Origin of the sequence: Prevotella sp. P5-92 (genome assembly GCF_002251245.1) — a bacterium.
Classification (GTDB): domain Bacteria; phylum Bacteroidota; class Bacteroidia; order Bacteroidales; family Bacteroidaceae; genus Prevotella.
The window spans coordinates 23,381-42,598 of sequence record NZ_NPJG01000023.1 but is presented as its reverse complement, the minus strand read 5'-3'; the positions used below and the strand labels follow the sequence as shown (position 1 = coordinate 42,598).

Sequence of the window (19,218 nt, the reverse complement as noted above, 5' to 3'; positions counted from 1 at the left end):
ACTTCAATTTAAAAATGAGTAAACTGACAAAAAATCAAAAGTTGGTGGCTGACAAGGTTGAAGCAGGGAAAGCATACTCTCTAAAGGAAGCTGCAGAACTGGTTAAAGAAATTACAACAACCAAGTTCGACGCATCCTTGGATATCGACGTACGCTTGGGTGTAGATCCACGCAAGGCTAACCAGATGGTTCGCGGTGTCGTTTCACTGCCTAACGGAACTGGTAAGGTTACACGCGTACTCTGCCTCTGTACTGCTGACGCTGAAGCTGCTGCTAAGGAAGCTGGCGCTGACTATGTTGGTCTCGACGAATATGTAGAGAAGATCAAGGGTGGATGGACAGACGTTGACGTCATCATCACAATGCCTTCGTGCATGGGTAAGATTGGTGCTCTCGGTCGTATCCTCGGTCCTCGCGGACTTATGCCTAACCCAAAGAGCGGTACTGTGACAATGGATGTCGCTAAGGCCGTACGCGAGGTTAAGCAGGGTAAGATCGACTTCAAGGTTGACAAGGCTGGTATCGTACACGCTTCTATCGGTAAGGTTTCATTCTCACCAGAGAAGATCTACGAGAACGCTAAGGAGTTCATCCAGACTATCATCAAGCTGAAGCCTGCTGCTGCTAAAGGTACATATCTCAAGAGTATCTTTATTTCAAGCACTATGAGTAAGGGTATCAAGGTAGATCCTAAATCAGTTGAATAACTCGTTAAAAGTTTAGTAAAATGAAAAAGGAATTAAAGGATACTATAATCGTAGAACTCGGACAGAAGCTCAAGGAATATCCTCACTTCTATCTGGTTGACTTGACTGGATTGAACGCTGAGAAGACAAGCGATCTGCGCCGTAAGTGCTTCAAGAGTGAGATAAAGCTCGAAGTTGTTAAGAACACTTTGCTCCAGAAGGCACTCGAGGCTTCTGGAGTAGATTTCTCTCCACTCTATGACTGCTTGAAGGGTAATACCGCCGTAATGTTCACTACTACGGCTAACGTACCTGCAAAACTGCTCAAGGAATACAAGAAGGAAGGCATCCCTGCACTCAAGGCTGCTTATGCAGAAGAGAGCATCTTCGTCGGTGCCGACAGACTTGAGGAGCTTGCAGCTCTCAAGAGCAAGAACGAACTCCTCGCAGATGTTGTGGCACTGCTGCAGTCTCCTGCAAAGAACGTTGTTTCTGCTCTCCAATCAGGTGCAAACACCATCCATGGTGTGCTGAAGACTTTAGGCGAGCGTCCTGAATAAAACTTAAAGTCACAATTAATTAAATTAAAAACAATTAAATATTTAAATAAAATGGCAGATATCAAAGCTATCGCTGAAACATTGGTAAATCTTACTGTAAAGGAAGTTAACGAGTTGGCAACAGTCCTCAAGGACGAGTATGGAATTGAGCCCGCCGCTGCAGCTGTTGCAGTAGCTGCTCCTGCTGCTGGTGGCGCTGAGGCCGCAGCTGAGGAGAAGACCTCTTTCGACGTTGTTCTTAAGGAGGCTGGTGCTGCTAAGTTGCAGGTTGTAAAGGCTGTTAAGGAAGCTTGCGGTCTTGGTCTGAAGGAAGCTAAGGACCTCGTAGATGGCGCTCCTTCAACACTGAAGGAAGGTCTTTCTAAGGACGAGGCTGAGAACCTCAAGAAGACCATCGAGGCAGCTGGTGCTGTTGTAGAGCTGAAGTAATTTAGCACTTTATCGATACATATTGGTTAAGAATCTTTAAGTAGAAGATTCTTAACCTTTTTGTGTCTTTTATGACACTGACATCTCTTCTTCTCGTGAGACCGCACCGGTCTATATTCGACTTTTCACGGACTGTTCAGTCCATCCAAGACATATATTTATTTTATGGCTTCAAAACTAATAGACAACAGAATTAATTTTGGCAGCGTCAAGAATCCGATGCCTATTCCGGATTTCCTTGATGTGCAATTAAAGTCTTTCAAAGACTTCCTGCAGTTGGACACACCACCTGAGGAACGCAAGAATGACGGTTTGTATAAGGTGTTTGCAGAAAACTTCCCTATCACCGACACAAGAAACAATTTCGTTCTTGAGTTCTTGGATTACTATATCGACCCTCCACGTTACAGCATAGACGAATGTCTCGAGCGCGGACTTACATATAGCGTACCCTTGAAAGCCAAGCTGAAGCTTTATTGTACAGACCCTGATCATGAAGATTTCGGAACCGTGATTCAGGACGTTTTCCTTGGCCCTATTCCATATATGACATCTAACGGCACGTTTGTCATCAACGGTGCCGAACGCGTCGTAGTGTCGCAGCTTCACCGCTCACCCGGCGTGTTCTTCGGACAGAGCGTACATGCCAACGGCACTCTGCTCTACTCTGCACGTATCATTCCTTTCAAAGGATCGTGGATAGAGTTTGCCACTGACATCAATAATGTGATGTACGCTTACATCGACCGAAAGAAGAAGTTGCCTGTTACAACGCTGCTACGTGCTATAGGTTTCGAAGCTGACAAGGACATCCTTCAGATTTTCGAACTTGCCGAAGAGGTAAAGGTGAACAAGAGCAATCTGAAGAAGGTGCTTGGCAAGCGTCTCGCCGCACGCGTGCTGAAGAGCTGGAACGAGGACTTCGTTGACGAGGATACCGGTGAAGTAGTATCTATCGAGCGTAACGAGGTAATCATGGAACGTGAGACAGAGATTACGGAAGAGAACATGATGGAGATCCTCGAGAGCAATGCCACTACGATTCTTGTTCACAAGGACGAGAATACCGCCCAGGACTACTCTATCATCTTCAATACACTGCAGAAGGACCCTTCAAACTCAGAAAAGGAAGCCGTGCTCTATATCTATCGCCAGTTGCGTAATGCAGACCCTGCCGATGACGCCAGCGCGCGTGAGGTGATCCAGAACCTGTTCTTCTCAGACAAGCGATATGACCTCGGCGAGGTAGGTCGCTATCGTATCAACAAGAAACTCTCGCTCAATACCGACATGAATGTACGCGTATTGACAAAAGAGGATATCATCGAGATTATCAAATATCTTATTCAGCTTATCAATTCAAAAGCTACCGTGGATGATATCGACCACTTGTCAAACCGTCGTGTACGTACCGTCGGCGAACAACTCGGCAACCAATTCGCCATTGGTCTTGCCCGCATGAACCGTACCATACGTGAGCGTATGAACGTCAGAGACAATGAGGTCTTCACACCGACCGACCTTATCAACGCCAAGACCATTTCGAGTGTCATCAACTCGTTCTTCGGCACCAATCCTCTGTCACAGTTCATGGACCAGACCAACCCGTTGGCAGAGGTTACACACAAGCGCCGTCTTTCAGCACTCGGACCTGGCGGTCTGTCGCGCGAAAGAGCAGGTTTCGAGGTGCGTGACGTACACTACACACACTACGGACGTCTCTGTCCTATCGAGAGCCCTGAAGGTCCAAACATCGGACTTATCTCGTCTCTCTGTGTATATGCGAAGATTAATAACCTCGGATTTATCCAGACACCATATCGTAAGGTTGAGGGTGGCATTGCCGACCTCAACAACGACCACATAGTATATCTCACCGCTGAGGAAGAAGAGGATCACGTTATCGGTCAGGGTAACGCCCCATTGAACGACGACGGCACATTCATCCGCGACGTGGTGAAATGCCGTCAGGATGCTGACTTCCCCGTTGTGCCACCGGCACAGGTTGACCTCATCGACGTGTCGCCACAGCAGATAGCATCACCAGCAGCATCGCTGATTCCATTCCTCGAGCATGACGACGCACACCGTGCGCTGATGGGATCAAACATGATGCGCCAGGCCGTACCTCTGCTCCACAACGAGGCTCCTATAGTAGGTACCGGCATCGAGAAGCAGATATGCGAGAACTCACGCACGATGATTACAGCTGAAGGCGATGGTGTCATCGAATATGTTGACGCCACCACTATACGCATTCTCTACGACCGTACGGAGGACGAGGAGTTTGTAAGCTTTGAGCCAGCACTCAAGGAATACAGAATACCGAAGTTCCGTCGTACTAACCAGAATATGACCATCGACCTCCGTCCAATCTGTTCAAAAGGACAGCGCGTGAAGACCGGAGATATCCTCACCGAAGGATATGCTACCGAAAACGGAGAACTCGCACTGGGACGCAACCTCCTCGTTGCTTACATGCCTTGGAAGGGTTACAACTATGAGGACGCCATCGTCCTCAACGAACGTATCGTACGCGACGACGTGCTTACATCTGTTCACGTTGATGAGTATTCACTCGATGTGCGCGAGACAAAACGTGGAGTGGAAGAGTTCACTGCCGACATACCAAACGTCAGCGAGGAAGCAACAAAAGACCTCGACGAGAACGGTATCATCCGCGTAGGTGCAAGAGTAGAACCAGGCGACATCCTCATTGGAAAGATTTCTCCTAAGGGAGAGAGCGACCCATCTCCAGAAGAGAAGCTCCTCCGCGCCATCTTTGGCGACAAGGCTGGAGATGTCAAAGACTCTTCACTGAAGGCCAACCCGTCTCTTACCGGTGTCATCATCGACAAGAAGCTCTTCGCCCGTGCCATCAAGACCCGTCAGACTAAGCAGCAGGACAAGGTGCTCCTGGCCAAGATCGACGACGAGTATGCAGCAAAGAACGAGGACTTGAAGGATATCCTTATCGACAAACTCCTTGAGCTGACAGAAGATGAGGTATCTAATGGCGTAAAAGACTACACAGGTGCAGAAATCATCACCAAGGGAAGCAAGTTTACTCAAACAAACCTGCGCAACCTTGAATATGGTGATATCCAATTGATTAACTGGACCTCAGACGACCACAAGAACAAGCTTATAGCCCAACTCGTGATCAACTATCTGAAGAAGTACAAGCTGCTCGATGCCGAGATGAAACGCAAGAAGTTTGCCATCACCATCGGCGACGAACTGCCCTCTGGCATCCTCCAGATGGCAAAGGTATATGTTGCCAAGAAACGTAAGATCGGTGTCGGTGACAAACTTGCCGGTCGTCACGGTAACAAAGGTATCGTATCAAAGGTGGTACGTCAGGAAGACATGCCATTCCTCGAGGATGGACGTCCTGTTGACCTCGTGCTTAACCCTCTCGGTGTGCCATCACGTATGAACCTTGGACAGATCTTCGAGGCCATCCTCGGTGCAGCAGGACAGAAGCTTGGCGTGAAGTTTGCCACACCTATCTTCGACGGAGCAAAACTGGAAGACCTCGCCGAGTGGACTGATAAGGCAGGACTGCCACACCTCTGCTCTACATACCTCTACGACGGAGAGACAGGTGAGCGCTTCGACCAGCCTGCTACAGTAGGTATAACATACTTCCTCAAACTCGGTCACATGGTGGAAGACAAGATGCACGCCCGTTCTATCGGTCCGTACTCACTCATCACACAGCAGCCACTTGGAGGTAAGGCACAGTTTGGTGGACAGCGTTTCGGTGAGATGGAGGTCTGGGCTCTCGAGGCCTTCGGCGCAAGCCATGTGCTTCAGGAAGTGCTCACCATCAAGTCTGACGACGTCGTGGGCCGTAGCAAGGCATACGAGGCCATCGTCAAGGGCGACCCAATGCCAACTCCTGGAATACCAGAGTCACTCAACGTGCTCCTCCATGAGCTCAAGGGTCTCGGTCTGAGCGTCACCCTCGACTAATAACAGTAAACTCTTTACATAACAACATACAAAGAAGTAAATATGGCTTTTAAGAAAGATTCAAAGATAAAGAGTAATTTCACCAAAATTACCATTGGTCTTGCGTCGCCAGAAGAGATCCTCGAGAGCTCTTTCGGCGAGGTGACTAAACCAGAGACCATCAACTATCGTACATACAAGCCCGAGCGTGACGGACTTTTCTGCGAGCGCATCTTCGGTCCTCAGAAAGACTATGAGTGTGCCTGCGGTAAGTACAAGCGCATACGCTATAAGGGCATCGTGTGCGACCGTTGCGGTGTTGAGGTGACAGAGAAGAAGGTGAGAAGAGAGCGTACGGGTCATATCGACCTCGTCGTTCCCGTCGCTCATATTTGGTATTTCCGTTCTTTGCCAAACAAGATCGGATACCTTCTCGGACTTCCCACAAAGAAACTCGATGCTATCATATATTATGAGCGCTACGTCGTAATCCAGCCAGGCGCTATGGCAGGAAAGAAAGACAGTGAAGGCAACGACGCACTCGGTGCAAACATGTATGACCTGCTGTCGGAGGACGAATACAACGATATCGTTGACAACAAGATATCTCCAGACAACGACTATCTTGACGACAGCGATCCAAACAAGTTCATCGCCAAGATGGGAGCAGAGGCCATCTACGACCTTCTGACGCGTCTCGACCTCGACTCGCTCTCATACGAATTGCGCGACCGTGCCAACAGCGACTCTTCGCAACAGCGTAAGAACGAGGCTCTGAAGCGCCTTCAGGTGGTTGAGGCTTTCCGTAGCAGCCGCGACGTGAACCGTCCGGAGTGGATGATAATGAAGATTATCCCTGTCACTCCTCCCGAGCTGCGTCCTCTCGTGCCACTGGATGGAGGCCGTTTCGCCACATCTGACCTCAACGATCTCTATCGTCGCGTCATCATCCGCAACAATCGTCTGAAGCGTCTTGTTGAGATCAAGGCTCCGGAGGTTATTCTCCGCAACGAGAAGCGTATGTTGCAGGAAGCTGTTGACAGCCTCTTCGACAACTCTCGCAAGAGCAGCGCCGTAAAGAGCGAAAGCAACCGTCCACTGAAGTCTTTGTCTGACTCACTGAAAGGTAAGTCGGGACGTTTCCGTCAGAACCTCCTCGGTAAGCGTGTTGACTATTCTGCACGTTCGGTTATCGTCGTAGGTCCAGAATTGAAGATGGGCGAGTGCGGTCTGCCTAAACTGATGGCAGCAGAGCTTTACAAGCCATTCATCATACGTAAGCTCATAGAGCGCGGCATCGTGAAGACAGTAAAGAGCGCAAAGAAAATCGTTGACCGTCGCGAGCCAGTCATCTGGGATATTCTCGAGAACGTCATGAAGGGTCACCCCGTACTTCTCAACCGTGCTCCTACACTTCACCGCCTCGGTATCCAGGCATTCCAGCCAAAGCTCATCGAAGGCAAGGCTATCCAGCTGCATCCACTGGCATGTACGGCATTCAACGCCGACTTCGACGGTGACCAGATGGCTGTTCACTTGCCACTGAGCAACGAAGCTATCCTCGAAGCACAGATCCTGATGCTTCAGAGCCACAATATCCTCAACCCTGCCAACGGTGCGCCTATCACAGTGCCTTCACAGGATATGGTGCTTGGTCTTTACTATATCACCAAGATACGTCCGGGAGCTCTCGGAGAAGGTCTGACCTTCTACGGTCCCGAAGAGGCCATCATCGCCCACAACGAGCGCCGTTGCGACCTCCACGCATTGGTTAAGGTGGTTGTAAAGGACCTCGACGAGAACGGTAATCTCGTTGACAAGATGGTAGAGACATCCGTTGGACGTGTCATCGTCAATGGTATCATCCCAGAAGAGGTAGGCTTTGTCAACAAGGTCATCTCAAAGAAGAGTCTCCGCGATATCATCGCCGATGTTATCAAGACTGTCGGCTTTGCAGAAGCCTGCGAGTTCCTCGACGGTATCAAGAACTTGGGTTATCGCATGGCATACCTTGCAGGTCTTTCGTTCAACCTCGACGACATCATCATCCCAGAGGCAAAGAAAGCACTTGTGGAGCGTGGTAATGAAGAGGTACGCCAGATCACCGAGACATATAATATGGGTTTCATCACCGACACCGAACGTTACAATCAGGTTATCGACACATGGACACACGTCAACAACGACCTTGGCAATGTTCTTATGAAGGAGATGACAGAAGCCGACCAAGGATTCAACGCCGTATTCATGATGCTCGACTCTGGAGCGCGTGGTTCTAAGGACCAGATCCGTCAGTTGTCAGGTATGCGTGGTCTTATGGCCAAGCCACAAAAGGCGGGTGCCGAGGGAGCACAGATTATAGAGAACCCCATTCTTTCTAACTTCAAGGAAGGTATGTCAGTGCTCGAGTACTTCATCTCTACCCACGGTGCTCGTAAGGGTCTTGCCGACACCGCCATGAAGACAGCCGACGCCGGATATCTAACACGTCGTCTCGTTGACGTTTCGCACGACGTGATCATCAACGAGGAAGACTGCGGTACACTTCGCGGTCTGGTATGCACGGCATTGAAGAATGGCGACGAGGTAATCTCAACTCTGTCAGAGCGTATTCTTGGACGAGTGTCAGTACACGACATCATACATCCTACTACAGGCGAGCTGATTGTGGCTGCCGGCGAGGAGATAACAGAAAAAGAGGCACAAGAAATAGAGAACTCACCTATCGAGAGCGTTGAGATTCGTTCAGTGCTCACCTGCGAGAGCAAGCACGGTGTCTGCATGAAGTGCTACGGCCGCAACCTTGCTACACGCAAGATGGTACAGAAAGGCGAGGCTGTAGGTGTCATCGCGGCACAAGCCATCGGTGAACCAGGTACACAGCTTACTCTCCGTACGTTCCACGCCGGTGGTGTGGCAGCGAATGCTGCTGCCAACGCGTCTATCGTGGCTAAGAACGACAGTCTCATTGAGTTCGAGGAGCTCCGTACTGTACCTTTCGAGGAAGACGGCAACCCATGCGAGATGGTAGTAAGCCGACTGGGCGAAATCCGTTTCGTAGATCCAAATACGAAGATCGTTCTCTCTACAATGAACATACCATACGGTTCTTCACTCTATCACAAGCATGGAGACATCGTGCCAAAGGGCGAGAAGATTGCCCAGTGGGACCCATTCAACGCCGTTATCGTAACAGAGTACGCTGGTGTGCTGAAGTTCAACGACGTGGTTGAAGGTGTAACCTACCGTGCCGAGACTGACGAAACCACAGGTCTTACAGAAAAGATCATCACCGAGTCGAAAGACAAGTCAAAGGTGCCTACCTGCGACATCATAGACAAGAACGGCGAGAAGGTCGGCACATACAACTTCCCTGTAGGAGGTCACATCGTAGTTGAAGACGGCCAGAGCGTCAAGACTGGTGAGACACTTGTCAAGATTCCACGCGCTGCTGTCAAGGGTGGTGACATCACCGGAGGTCTTCCACGTGTCACCGAGCTCTTCGAAGCACGCAACCCGTCTAACCCCGCCGTAGTGTCAGAAATCGACGGAGAGGTGACCATGGGCAAAGTAAAGCGTGGTAATCGCGAGATCGTAGTAACATCAAAGACAGGCGAACAGCGCAAATACTTGGTTTCTCTGTCTAAGCAAATCCTGGTACAGGAGCATGACGCCGTACGTGCTGGTACTCCACTTTCAGATGGTGTTATCACACCAGCCGACATCCTTGCCATCAAGGGTCCTACGGCAGTTCAAGAGTACATCGTCAACGAGGTTCAGGACGTTTACCGTCTGCAGGGTGTGAAGATCAACGACAAGCACTTTGAGATTATCGTACGTCAGATGATGCGCAAGGTACAGATCAACGACCCAGGAGACACCTCGTTCCTCGAGCAGGAAGTAGTTGACAAGCTTGACTTTGCAGAAGAGAACGACCGTATATGGGGTAAGAAGGTTGTCACCGACGCAGGAGACAGCGAGAACCTCAAGGCTGGTCAGATCGTCACTGCTCGCAAACTGCGTGACGAGAACTCACTGCTTCGTCGCCGCGACCTCAAGTTGGTACAAGTGCGCGATGCTGTGGCTGCCACATCAACCCAGATACTCCAAGGTATCACCCGTGCAGCCCTTCAGACAAAGAGCTTCATGTCTGCAGCTTCATTCCAGGAGACTACAAAGGTGCTTAACGAGGCAGCCATACGTGGTAAGGTTGACCGTCTGGAGGGTATGAAGGAGAACGTGATTTGCGGCCATCTCATCCCTGCTGGTACTGGTCTCCGCGAGTTCGACAAACTGGTAGTCGGTTCGAAAGAAGAATACGAGCGCATGCAGGCTAATCGCAAGAACGTGCTCGACTTTGCCGACGAAGATGTTGTTGAGACAGAAAGAGATTGATTATGAAGTTGACGAGTTGACAAGTTGACAAGTTGACGAGTAAATAGAAAAGGTTGACGGGTTGGCAAGTTGTAGTCTATACGGACAAAACAGCTTGGTTGCCCGTCAACTCGTTAAATAATAATTCTAAAGACATAACATACTATGAACGAGAATAAGGAACAGGGAGCAAACGCCCAGATTGAACTGCCCTCAGAAATAGCAGAGGGGAAATACGCCAATTTCGCAATTATCACCCACTCAAGCAGCGACTTTGTAGTTGACTTTGCGAGCATACTGCCAGGAGTGCCGAAGCCACAGATTCGTAGCCGCATAATATTGGCTCCTGAACACGCAAAGCGCCTGCTTATGGCACTGCAGGAGAACATTGTTCGCTATGAGCGCGAGTACGGCAAGATACAGTTGCCAAACAGCGAGCCACGTACCGTTGCCCCTTTCAATACAAAAGGCGAGGCATAACACATAAAAATAAATATTATGCAAGAGACAAGACAAAATAAGATAGCCCGTCTGCTTCAGAAGGAACTGAGTGTCATCTTCCAGCAGCAGACAAGGGCAATGCGAGGCGTTATGGTGTCGGTCACAAGGACAAAGATATCCCCCGACCTAAGCGTATGCACAGCCTACCTAAGCGTCTTCCCCAGCGAACGCGGAGAGGAGATAATAAAAAACATCAATGCCAACGACAAGACTATCAGGTACGAATTAGGAACGAGAGTGCGTCATCAGTTGCGTATCATTCCTGAATTACGATTCTTTATCGACGACTCTCTCGACTATATTGACCGAATAGATGAGCTTCTGAAGAAATGAACTTTCCGTTTTTCATCGCCCGCAGGTATCTCTTCTCAAAAAAGAGCACACACGCCATAAACATCATCAGTGCCATCAGCGCCATAGGCGTAGCCGTGGCTACCATGGCCTTGGTAGTGACACTGAGCGTGTTCAATGGTTTCCACGATCTTGTAGCATCGTTTTTCACCAGCTTCGACCCTCAGCTGGAGGTATCTCCAATAAAGGGGAAGACCGTGGCTGCTGACGACCCCACGCTACAGAAGATCTGCTCACTCCCGGAAGTGGAAGTGGCAACAGAGACGGTAGAAGACATGGCACTCGCCGTGTATAACGACCGCCAGGCAATGGTAAGGATAAAGGGTGTGGAAGACAATTTCGACAGTCTTACCCATATTCGTGAGATTCTTGTCGGCGACGGAGAATATGCACTTCATGCCGCCGACATGAATTACGGCATATTGGGCATACGGCTGGCCGAGCGCCTCGGCATGGGTTATACCTTCCAGAACGAGCTTAGGATATACGCTCCTAAACGCGAGGGCCAGCTCAACATGGCAAATCCGGAAGAAGGTTTCGTGGCCGACAACCTGTATTCGCCAGGTGTGCTCTTCTATGTGAAACAAGGCAAATACGACAAGAACTATATACTTACAAGTATTTCGTTTGCCCGCAACCTGTTTGCCCAGCAAGGCATGGTGTCGGCAGTGGAGTTACGTCTGAAACCTGGTAGCGATTTCGACAAGGTGAAGTCAGAGATGCAGGAGATAGGCAAAGGCAAATTTCTGGTCAAAGACCGATACGAGCAGCAGGAAGACACCTTCAAGATAATGAAGATAGAGAAACTCATCGCTTATATCTTCCTTACGTTCATCCTCATCGTAGCTTGTTTCAACATCATAGGCAGCATCTCGATGCTGATCATCGACAAGCGTAATGATGTAGTTACGCTAAGGAACTTGGGTGCCAGCGACAAGCAGATAGTACACATCTTCCTCTTTGAGGGACGAATGATCTCCACCACAGGAGCCGTTGTGGGTATCGCCATAGGCTTGCTGTTGTGCTGGATTCAGCAGACATGGGGGATTGTTGGATTAGGACGTTCCAGTGGTTCGTTTATCATCGACAGCTATCCCGTCAGCGTGCATCCCGAAGACATTGTCGTCATCTTCTTCACGGTGCTCGCAGTGGGCTATGCAGCAGTATGGTATCCTGTAAGATACTTCGCAAGGAGACTTTTATAAATAATACAGAGCGAGGAGAGAGGTGCGTGTCACCTCTCTCCTCGCTCTATATTATTACATTAACCCTATCTTGGAAGATTGAAGGCTCGAGTCATCTCTGCCATCTCCTCTTGGCTCATGCCATCTGGCTCGAAGCCCATACATTTAGCGTTGATATAAATCTTTGCACTCTTCGACAGTACATCGATTTGGTCGAAGGCATCCATCACGTCTATGCCCTTTGCAAAAACTCCGTGTTTTTCCCACATCACCACGTCATACTCTTCCAATTCCTTAAGAGTCCTGTTGGCAAGTTCGAGACTACCGGGAAGAGTATATGGCACGATGCCGAGACCTAACGGACAGAAAGCCTTTGTCTCAGGAATCATACTCCAGAGCAGAGTGCTCAACACATCCTTGCCCATGAACGCCTTGTTGTGGCTCATCGAGATGAGTTCAATAGGATGAGTATGAACGGTGGCCTTGTAAGCAGAACCCTTTTCTATCTGACGTGCATGTACGCTTAGGTGACTTGGCAACTCAGAAGTAGGCATCACGGCATTGTCAGCGACAATAACGTATGAGGCGCAATCGTCCAATATCCTGATGATACTTCCATTGTCCATAGGCCATCTTGCGAGGTCACGCATGCGCTTTCCTGTACCTTTACAATAGAAATAGCAACCTTTCAACGCAGGCAACTGAGTGCCTATCTGAATCACTTCACTGATAGCGGGTAATGACTTTATCTCGTCATCCACATATTCAGTAATATTCACTGTAATGTTTCCGCCATTACGCTCAGCCCATCCATTTTGCCAAAGATATCCAGCTACTTCAGCAATCTTTTCTATTTCCCTTTTCAGGTTGGGACGACCTTCAAGAATACTTTTCATATATCAAATGTTGTTTGTTTTTCGTTTTCGGGTGCAAAAATAGTCTTGTTTTAAGAATCAAAGCATTTGATTTTGATATAGTACCTTTGAGTTTTGGCAACTCTTGCTAACCTTAACTTACGTTTTATATAATTGGATATTTTTCATATCATAAAGTTATGCAGAATCAGATGGATTTATTAATTTTGCATCCGATAACGAATCTACTTCCAAAAAAATACTAAAGACATTTTATGATCATGCGAATAAAACATCTGTTTTTATCACAGTCCGTGATATTATTCTCGTTGTTGGCAACGCCAAGTGAGACACTCGTCGCGCAGACGCTTCCACAACCCACCCGTGAAGCCAGGCCCGGCATACGCTGGTGGTGGTTAGGATCTGCCGTTGACAAGGAAAATCTGAAATGGAATCTCAGCCAATACAAGGAGAAAGGCATTGGTGCCGTCGAAATCACTCCAATATACGGGGTACAAGGCAACGACAAAAACAATATCCAATATCTATCCCCCCAATGGATGGACATGCTGAATCTTGTTGAGCAGGAAAACCAACGAAACGACATTGAGACTGGAATGGCTACCGGTACGGGATGGCCCTTTGGAGGTCCATGGGTTCCTATCGAAGAGGCTGCATGCAAAGCTATCTTTGTAGATACCATCGTTGACGCCAAACATCACGTTGACGCCATCAAGTTTACGTTGCCGGCAAAAGAGACGAAATACGCCACTCTGAGACTCGTCAGGGAATATCCCCTCGACGGCACATCCGACAAGAAACGTGTCATTGCCCTTTTTGAAAGCAGAACCCGCCAAATGGTAAAACGTGCGGCTCCCGGTGGAGAGGGATATGTGATAGACCATTTCGACTCTACAGCCGTCGCAAACTATCTCGCACACATCGAGAAAGCCTTTGTAGAGACGGGTACACCATTCCCTCATACCTTCTTCAACGACAGTTACGAAGTATATGGTGCCAACTGGACCCCCACCCTCTTCGACGAGTTCCGCCGCCGTCGCGGATATGCTCTTGAAGACAAGATAAAAGAACTTGTAGATGGCGACCCGCAGACAGTGAGCGACTATCGCGAGACGCTTGGCGACATGCTCCTTGCCAATTTCACTAACCAATGGACAGCCTGGGCACACCGTCATGGCGCAATAACACGCAACCAAGCACACGGTTCGCCTGCAAACCTCATCGACTGTTATGCCGCTGTAGATATACCAGAGATAGAAGGATTCGGCCTTACCGACTTTGGCATCCGCGGATTGCGAAGCGATTCAGGCAACACCCGTCGCAACGATTCAGACCTCAGCATGCTCAAATATGCCCCTTCAGCAGCCCATATCACGGGCAAGCGTTACACCTCCAGCGAGACCTTCACCTGGCTTACCGAACATTTCCGTACCTCACTCAGTCAGATGAAACCCGATCTCGACCTGATGTTCTGTGCAGGAGTCAACCACGCTTTCTTCCACGGCACATGCTATTCGCCAAAAGACGACCCATGGCCAGGATGGAAGTTCTACGCCTCTGTCGATATGAGTCCCACAAACAGTATCTGGCGCGACGCGCAAAATCTGATGGACTATATCACCCGCTGCCAGACATACCTGCAGTGGGGACAGCCCGACAACGACTTCCTTGTCTATCTGCCCGTGCGCGACATGTGGCGCAACGATACCAAGAACCTGCTCATGCAGTTCGACATCCACTCTATGGCGAAGAAAGCGCCCGAGTTCATAAAGACCATCCTTGACATCGACCGTGCAGGTTTCGACTGCGACTATATCAGCGACCACTATCTCATGTCCACCACCTTCCGCAAAGGGATGTTGGAGACAGCAGCAGGCACACGCTATCGTGGCATAATAATACCCAAAGACTGTAGGCTGCCCGAGACAGTGGCACGACATCTCGACACGCTGAAGAAGCAGGGAGCCATCATCATCGACGGCAACGACGAGAAAGCCATGGAGGAGGCAGCACGTCCCGAACATATCAAACGCGAACTCGGGTTAAAGATGATCAGGCGCAGCAACAGCTACGGCCACCACTACTTCATAGCCAATCTTACACCAAACGATGTTGACACAAGAGTAAAGTTAGCCATCGACGCCCGCCATGGACTATGGTACGACCCGTTGACAGGCGAGACCTACGTTGCCGACATTAATGGCGACGGCCTCTCACTCAGCCTCAAAAGCGGCGAAAGCCGTATCCTTATTTGTTCGGCCAACAGCCTCGACGCTCTCGCCACCACCTCTGCTCCAGCCAAGGTAGAATCAGCCAAGGAGATCGACCTGACAAGTCGCCAGTGGACTCTTTCCTTCACCGAGGAACAGCCTAAGGTAAACGAGACATATACGTTAGATGGCCTGCAGACATGGGAGTCGTTGGGCGATAGCGCAGCTGTGACGATGGGCACTGGCATCTATGAGACTACTGTGAAAATGACGAAGGCCGAAGCCCGCAGCAAGTGGATGATAGACCTTGGCGACGTCCGCGAGAGCGCCCGTGTATATGTCAACGACAAATATATAGGATGCGCATGGGCAGTTCCATATATTCTAAATTGTAAGGATGCCTTCCACAAGGGAAACAACACCATAAGAATAGAGGTGACCAATCTGCCGGCAAACCGCATTGCCGACCTCGACCGCCGAGGAGTGAAGTGGCGCAAGATGAACGAGATAAACATCGTCAACATCAACTACAAGAGAACCACCTACGACAGTTGGTCTCCCGTGCCGAGTGGCCTTGGCAGCAGCGTAAGACTGATAGAGACAATGTGAAAAGAAAACGAGATATAACCAATTGATAAAAAAAACGACAAATATGAAAATGAAGAAAACAGCTTTCACCATCCTACTCGCCTTCTGTGGCATCATCACCATAGAAGCCCAGGACAACATCCTTGACTTGGTGCACCGCACCAACGATTATTTCATGGAGAAATACAGTGACCCGACACTCGACACCTACGTCAACAAACGACGTACGAGCAACCTCTGGACGCGTGCCGTGTATTATGAAGGTCTTATGGCCCTGTATGAGATTGACAAACAACAACGCTACATCGACTACACCGACCGCTGGGCAGACTATCACAAATGGACGGCTCGCCATAGTGTTCACGACACCGATGCCGACAACCAATGCTGCCAGCAGACATACATCGACCGCCATATTCAGAGCGGCATGCAGAAAGACCTCTCAAAGGTAAAGGAGAATCTCGACTACCAGATGTCAACCAACAGATACGACTACTGGACATGGATCGATGCCATACAGATGGCAATGCCCGTATATGCCAAATATGCCAAACTCACTGGCGAACGCAAATACCTCGACTATGCCATGAACTCCTATCGCTGGTCGCGCGACACACTTGCCGGCGGTTTGTTCAACAAGCAAGAAGGTCTTTGGTGGCGCGACAAGGACTATGTGCCCCCATATAAGGAGAGCGACGGCAACAACTGCTACTGGAGCCGAGGCAACGGATGGGTGTATGCAGCGTTAGTGAGAGTGATGGAGACACTGCCAAAGAGCGACAAGGCATATAAGGAATTGAAAAAAGACTTCATCCTAATGAGCCGCGCCCTCGTGAAATGCCAACGTGAGGACGGCTTCTGGAACGTGAGCCTTGTTTCGCCCGTCACTTATGGCGGTCCCGAGATGACCGGCACCTCGCTCTTCCTCTATGGTATGGCGTGGGGCGTACGCAACGGCATCCTAAAGCAGAAAGACTATGCCACTGTGATGGAGAAAGCTTGGAAAGCCATGGCCTCCTGCGTTCATCCTAACGGATTCCTCGGCTGGAACCAAGGTACAGGCAAAGATCCTTCAGCAGGCCAGCCCGTCACCTTCACCTCTGTTCCCGATTTTGAAGACTACGGCACAGGCTGCTTCATGCTTGGAGCCATCGAATATTACAAGTTAACAAAGAAATAGAGTGAAGAGTGATAAGAAAGGAATGAGAAAACAAAAAAAAGACAGATGAAAAAACAACTCATACTATTAGCCCTGATGCTGACAACGGTAAGCGTCAGTGCCCGCGAGAAAAAAGACGTTTGGCCAGACGGCACCAAGATGGACCCATGGTTTAGTAATGTGACAAAGGTAAATACCGACACCTTAGGAAAGCGTTACATCTTGACCGAACACGGAGTGAAGTCAGACAGTACCATCGTGCAGACACAAGCCATACAGGCAGTGATTGACAAGGCATCAAAGGCAGGCGGCGGTGTTATCGTGGTGCCAGAGGGAACATATCTCAGCGGAGCCTTGTTCTTCAAGCCCAAGACCCACCTGCTTGTCGAGGACGGCGGAAAGCTGAAGGGAAGCGAGCGCATCGCCGACTTCCCCATCCTTGAGACACGCATAGAGGGACAGACCTGCAAATACTTCGCTGCCCTTGTCAATGCCGACAATCTCAATGGTTTCACCATCGCTGGTCATGGCACTATCGACGGCAACGGCTATCATTATTGGCAAGAGTTCTGGATCCGCCGCAAGTGGAATCCACAGTGTACTAATAAAGACGCCCAGCGTCCGCGCTTGGTATATATATCTAACTGCAAGAATGTCACCGTTCAAGATGTACGTTTGCAAAACAGTCCGTTCTGGACCAACCATCTCTATCGTTCCGACCACGTGCGCTTCCTCGACTGTCATATCTACGCTCCCACCAAGGGTGTGAAGGCGCCGAGTAGCGACGCCATTGACATCGACGTATGCCACGATGTGCTCGTGGATGGTTGTTATATGAGCGTCAACGACGATGCCATAGCCATAAAAGGCGGGAAAGGCACCTGGGCAGACAAAGCTCCGGAGAATGGTCCAAACAAAAATATCCTCATCCAGAACTGCCGTTATGGAGTGGTACATGGCTGTCTCACCCTCGGCAGCGAGAGCGTCTATGACCGTAATATAGTATTGCGTAATATCGACGTTGACAACGCCGACCGCGTGTTATGGCTGAAGATGCGTCCCGACACGCCTCAGCATTATGAATATGTCACCGTGGAAAATATCACTGGCACCACTGGCAGTTTCCTCGTCATACGTCCGTGGACACAGTTCTTCAAGCCCGAAGACCGCACCGACATGCCGCTCAGCCAGTGCAACAATATCGTGATGCGCGACATCGACATGAAGTGTAACAATTTCTTCGATGTAGGCACGAGCGACAAATACCGTCTTTACGACTTCACCTTTGAGGATATCAACGTGAGCGACAAGCGCAACGCTTTTGACGCTAAGCTGATAGAAAAGACAAAGGTAAAGAATCTGAAAATCAACGGTTCATCGCTCTAAACTCTGATGGTTTCATACCCGTCTTAGCCTTGAACTTAGAAGAGAAATAGTCTGGCGACTCAAAGTTGAGTCGGTAGGCTATTTCTTTTATGCTCTCGTTGGTAGCCGAGAGCAGTTCCTTTGCCCGTTGCAGCCGCAGGTCATGCTGATATGTGGCAGGCGCTATTCCTGTAATCTCCTTAAACAGTTTTCTGAAGCTCGAATAGCTCAGTCCCAAGCCCTGCGATATATCCTGTATGGTAAGATTCTTCTCCAGCGACTCCCTTATGAGTTTCTGTGCCCTGTTGATGATATCCACTTGCGCATGCGACGTGCGGTTGAGTTCGTTGTTCCTCTCCAACGAATACATCAGTCCTATGAGGTGATTCACTATGCCCGCCATTGTCTGCTGCGCGTATGGAGCCTCTTCGAGTGCAGTCCTGTATGCCTCTTGGTACAGTTGCTGAATCTCATGGCTGAAGCCAACGTGGTAAATAGGTTTCTCTTTCGATAGGAATCCCGCGCGCACCCTATCGTCGATATTCTTTCCCTTAAACCCTATCCAGTAGCTCTCCCATCCCTTGTCGTCAAGAGGATAATACGTATGCCATTCGCCAGGGAAGAGGAGGAACATGTCGCCTGGTTTTATCAGCGTCTCGGGCACCGAGGCAGATTTAAACACGCCTTCTCCTGCCGGATTATAGAGTAACTGATATTCATCAAGTGTCCTTCCTTTATCTACATAGAAATAATATCCGTAGGCATGCCCACGGGTAGGATAAGCTTCGCCAGGTTCTATAATCTCATGTCCTACAGTGCTCACGGTCAATCCCCATTCCAAGTCACGTTCGGACGCTACGAGGTACTTGCTATTCTGCATAAGGTAACATTATTGTTAGATAATTATGGGAACAAAGATATGTATTTTTCCTGAGAACGCCAAGTTATGCCCCTTTATTTTTGCATAAATTTACACTCT

The 19,218-nt window shown here is 49.4% G+C and carries 13 protein-coding genes; 11 read left to right on the top strand and 2 right to left on the bottom strand.

Translation table 11 applies throughout. The features are described 5' to 3' along the window. The first annotated feature begins 14 nt into the window (after positions 1-14). The 8 genes from rplA (at position 15) to CIK99_RS02750 (ending at position 12,063) form a co-directional block, all read left to right on the top strand. The gene (gene rplA / locus CIK99_RS02785; protein ID WP_094379545.1) at positions 15-707 is read left to right on the top strand and encodes a 50S ribosomal protein L1; all 693 of its coding nucleotides are present in this window, start codon (positions 15-17) and stop codon (positions 705-707) included. A gap of 20 nt (positions 708-727) precedes the next feature. After that, positions 728-1,246, top strand: a complete 519-nt coding sequence (gene rplJ, locus CIK99_RS02780) for a 50S ribosomal protein L10 (protein WP_094379543.1) — start codon at positions 728-730, stop codon at positions 1,244-1,246. A gap of 51 nt (positions 1,247-1,297) precedes the next feature. Further along, a complete protein-coding gene (rplL, locus tag CIK99_RS02775) occupies positions 1,298-1,675 on the top strand; it encodes a 50S ribosomal protein L7/L12 (protein WP_094379541.1) in 378 nt (125 codons plus the stop codon). 165 nt (positions 1,676-1,840) lie between these two features. Beyond that, positions 1,841-5,653 (top strand): DNA-directed RNA polymerase subunit beta, encoded by a 3,813-nt coding sequence (rpoB, locus tag CIK99_RS02770; protein WP_094379539.1) that lies wholly within the window; start codon positions 1,841-1,843, stop codon positions 5,651-5,653. A 42-nt stretch (positions 5,654-5,695) separates the two neighbouring features. Then, entirely contained in the window at positions 5,696-10,027 is a 4,332-nt protein-coding gene (gene rpoC, locus CIK99_RS02765; RefSeq protein WP_094379537.1) for a DNA-directed RNA polymerase subunit beta', read from the top strand. A 144-nt stretch (positions 10,028-10,171) separates the two neighbouring features. Then, on the top strand, positions 10,172-10,486 hold the full coding sequence (locus CIK99_RS02760; protein ID WP_094379535.1) for a DUF3467 domain-containing protein: 315 nt from the start codon (positions 10,172-10,174) through the stop codon (positions 10,484-10,486). An 18-nt stretch (positions 10,487-10,504) separates the two neighbouring features. Beyond that, the gene (gene rbfA / locus CIK99_RS02755; protein ID WP_094379533.1) at positions 10,505-10,840 is read left to right on the top strand and encodes a 30S ribosome-binding factor RbfA; all 336 of its coding nucleotides are present in this window, start codon (positions 10,505-10,507) and stop codon (positions 10,838-10,840) included. After that, entirely contained in the window at positions 10,837-12,063 is a 1,227-nt protein-coding gene (locus tag CIK99_RS02750; RefSeq protein ID WP_094379531.1) for an FtsX-like permease family protein, read from the top strand. Before rbfA ends, CIK99_RS02750 begins: the two co-directional genes overlap by 4 nt. 65 nt (positions 12,064-12,128) lie before the next feature. On the opposite strand, the gene rhaD is transcribed toward CIK99_RS02750, so the two are convergent. Further along, positions 12,129-12,938 carry a rhamnulose-1-phosphate aldolase gene (gene rhaD, locus CIK99_RS02745; RefSeq protein WP_094379529.1) on the bottom strand — a complete coding sequence of 270 codons (810 nt, stop codon included), beginning with the start codon at positions 12,936-12,938 and terminating at the stop codon, positions 12,129-12,131. Between the two features lie 239 nt (positions 12,939-13,177). Here rhaD and CIK99_RS02740 point away from each other — a divergent pair, with 239 nt between their 5' ends. From CIK99_RS02740 to CIK99_RS02730, 3 genes are all read left to right on the top strand, one after another. Then, the gene (locus CIK99_RS02740) at positions 13,178-15,736 is read left to right on the top strand and encodes a glycosyl hydrolase (protein WP_094379664.1); all 2,559 of its coding nucleotides are present in this window, start codon (positions 13,178-13,180) and stop codon (positions 15,734-15,736) included. 49 nt (positions 15,737-15,785) lie between these two features. Further along, positions 15,786-16,895, top strand: coding sequence for a glycoside hydrolase family 88 protein (locus CIK99_RS02735; protein WP_094379662.1), 1,110 nt, complete (start codon positions 15,786-15,788; stop codon positions 16,893-16,895). 75 nt (positions 16,896-16,970) lie between these two features. Next, the gene (locus CIK99_RS02730; protein ID WP_371590826.1) at positions 16,971-18,260 is read left to right on the top strand and encodes a glycoside hydrolase family 28 protein; all 1,290 of its coding nucleotides are present in this window, start codon (positions 16,971-16,973) and stop codon (positions 18,258-18,260) included. On the opposite strand, the gene CIK99_RS02725 is transcribed toward CIK99_RS02730, so the two are convergent. After that, positions 18,241-19,119 carry an AraC family transcriptional regulator gene (locus CIK99_RS02725; RefSeq protein WP_094379525.1) on the bottom strand — a complete coding sequence of 293 codons (879 nt, stop codon included), beginning with the start codon at positions 19,117-19,119 and terminating at the stop codon, positions 18,241-18,243. The two genes, CIK99_RS02730 and CIK99_RS02725, sit on opposite strands and share 20 nt — an antisense overlap. Between the last annotated feature and the right edge of the window lie 99 nt (positions 19,120-19,218).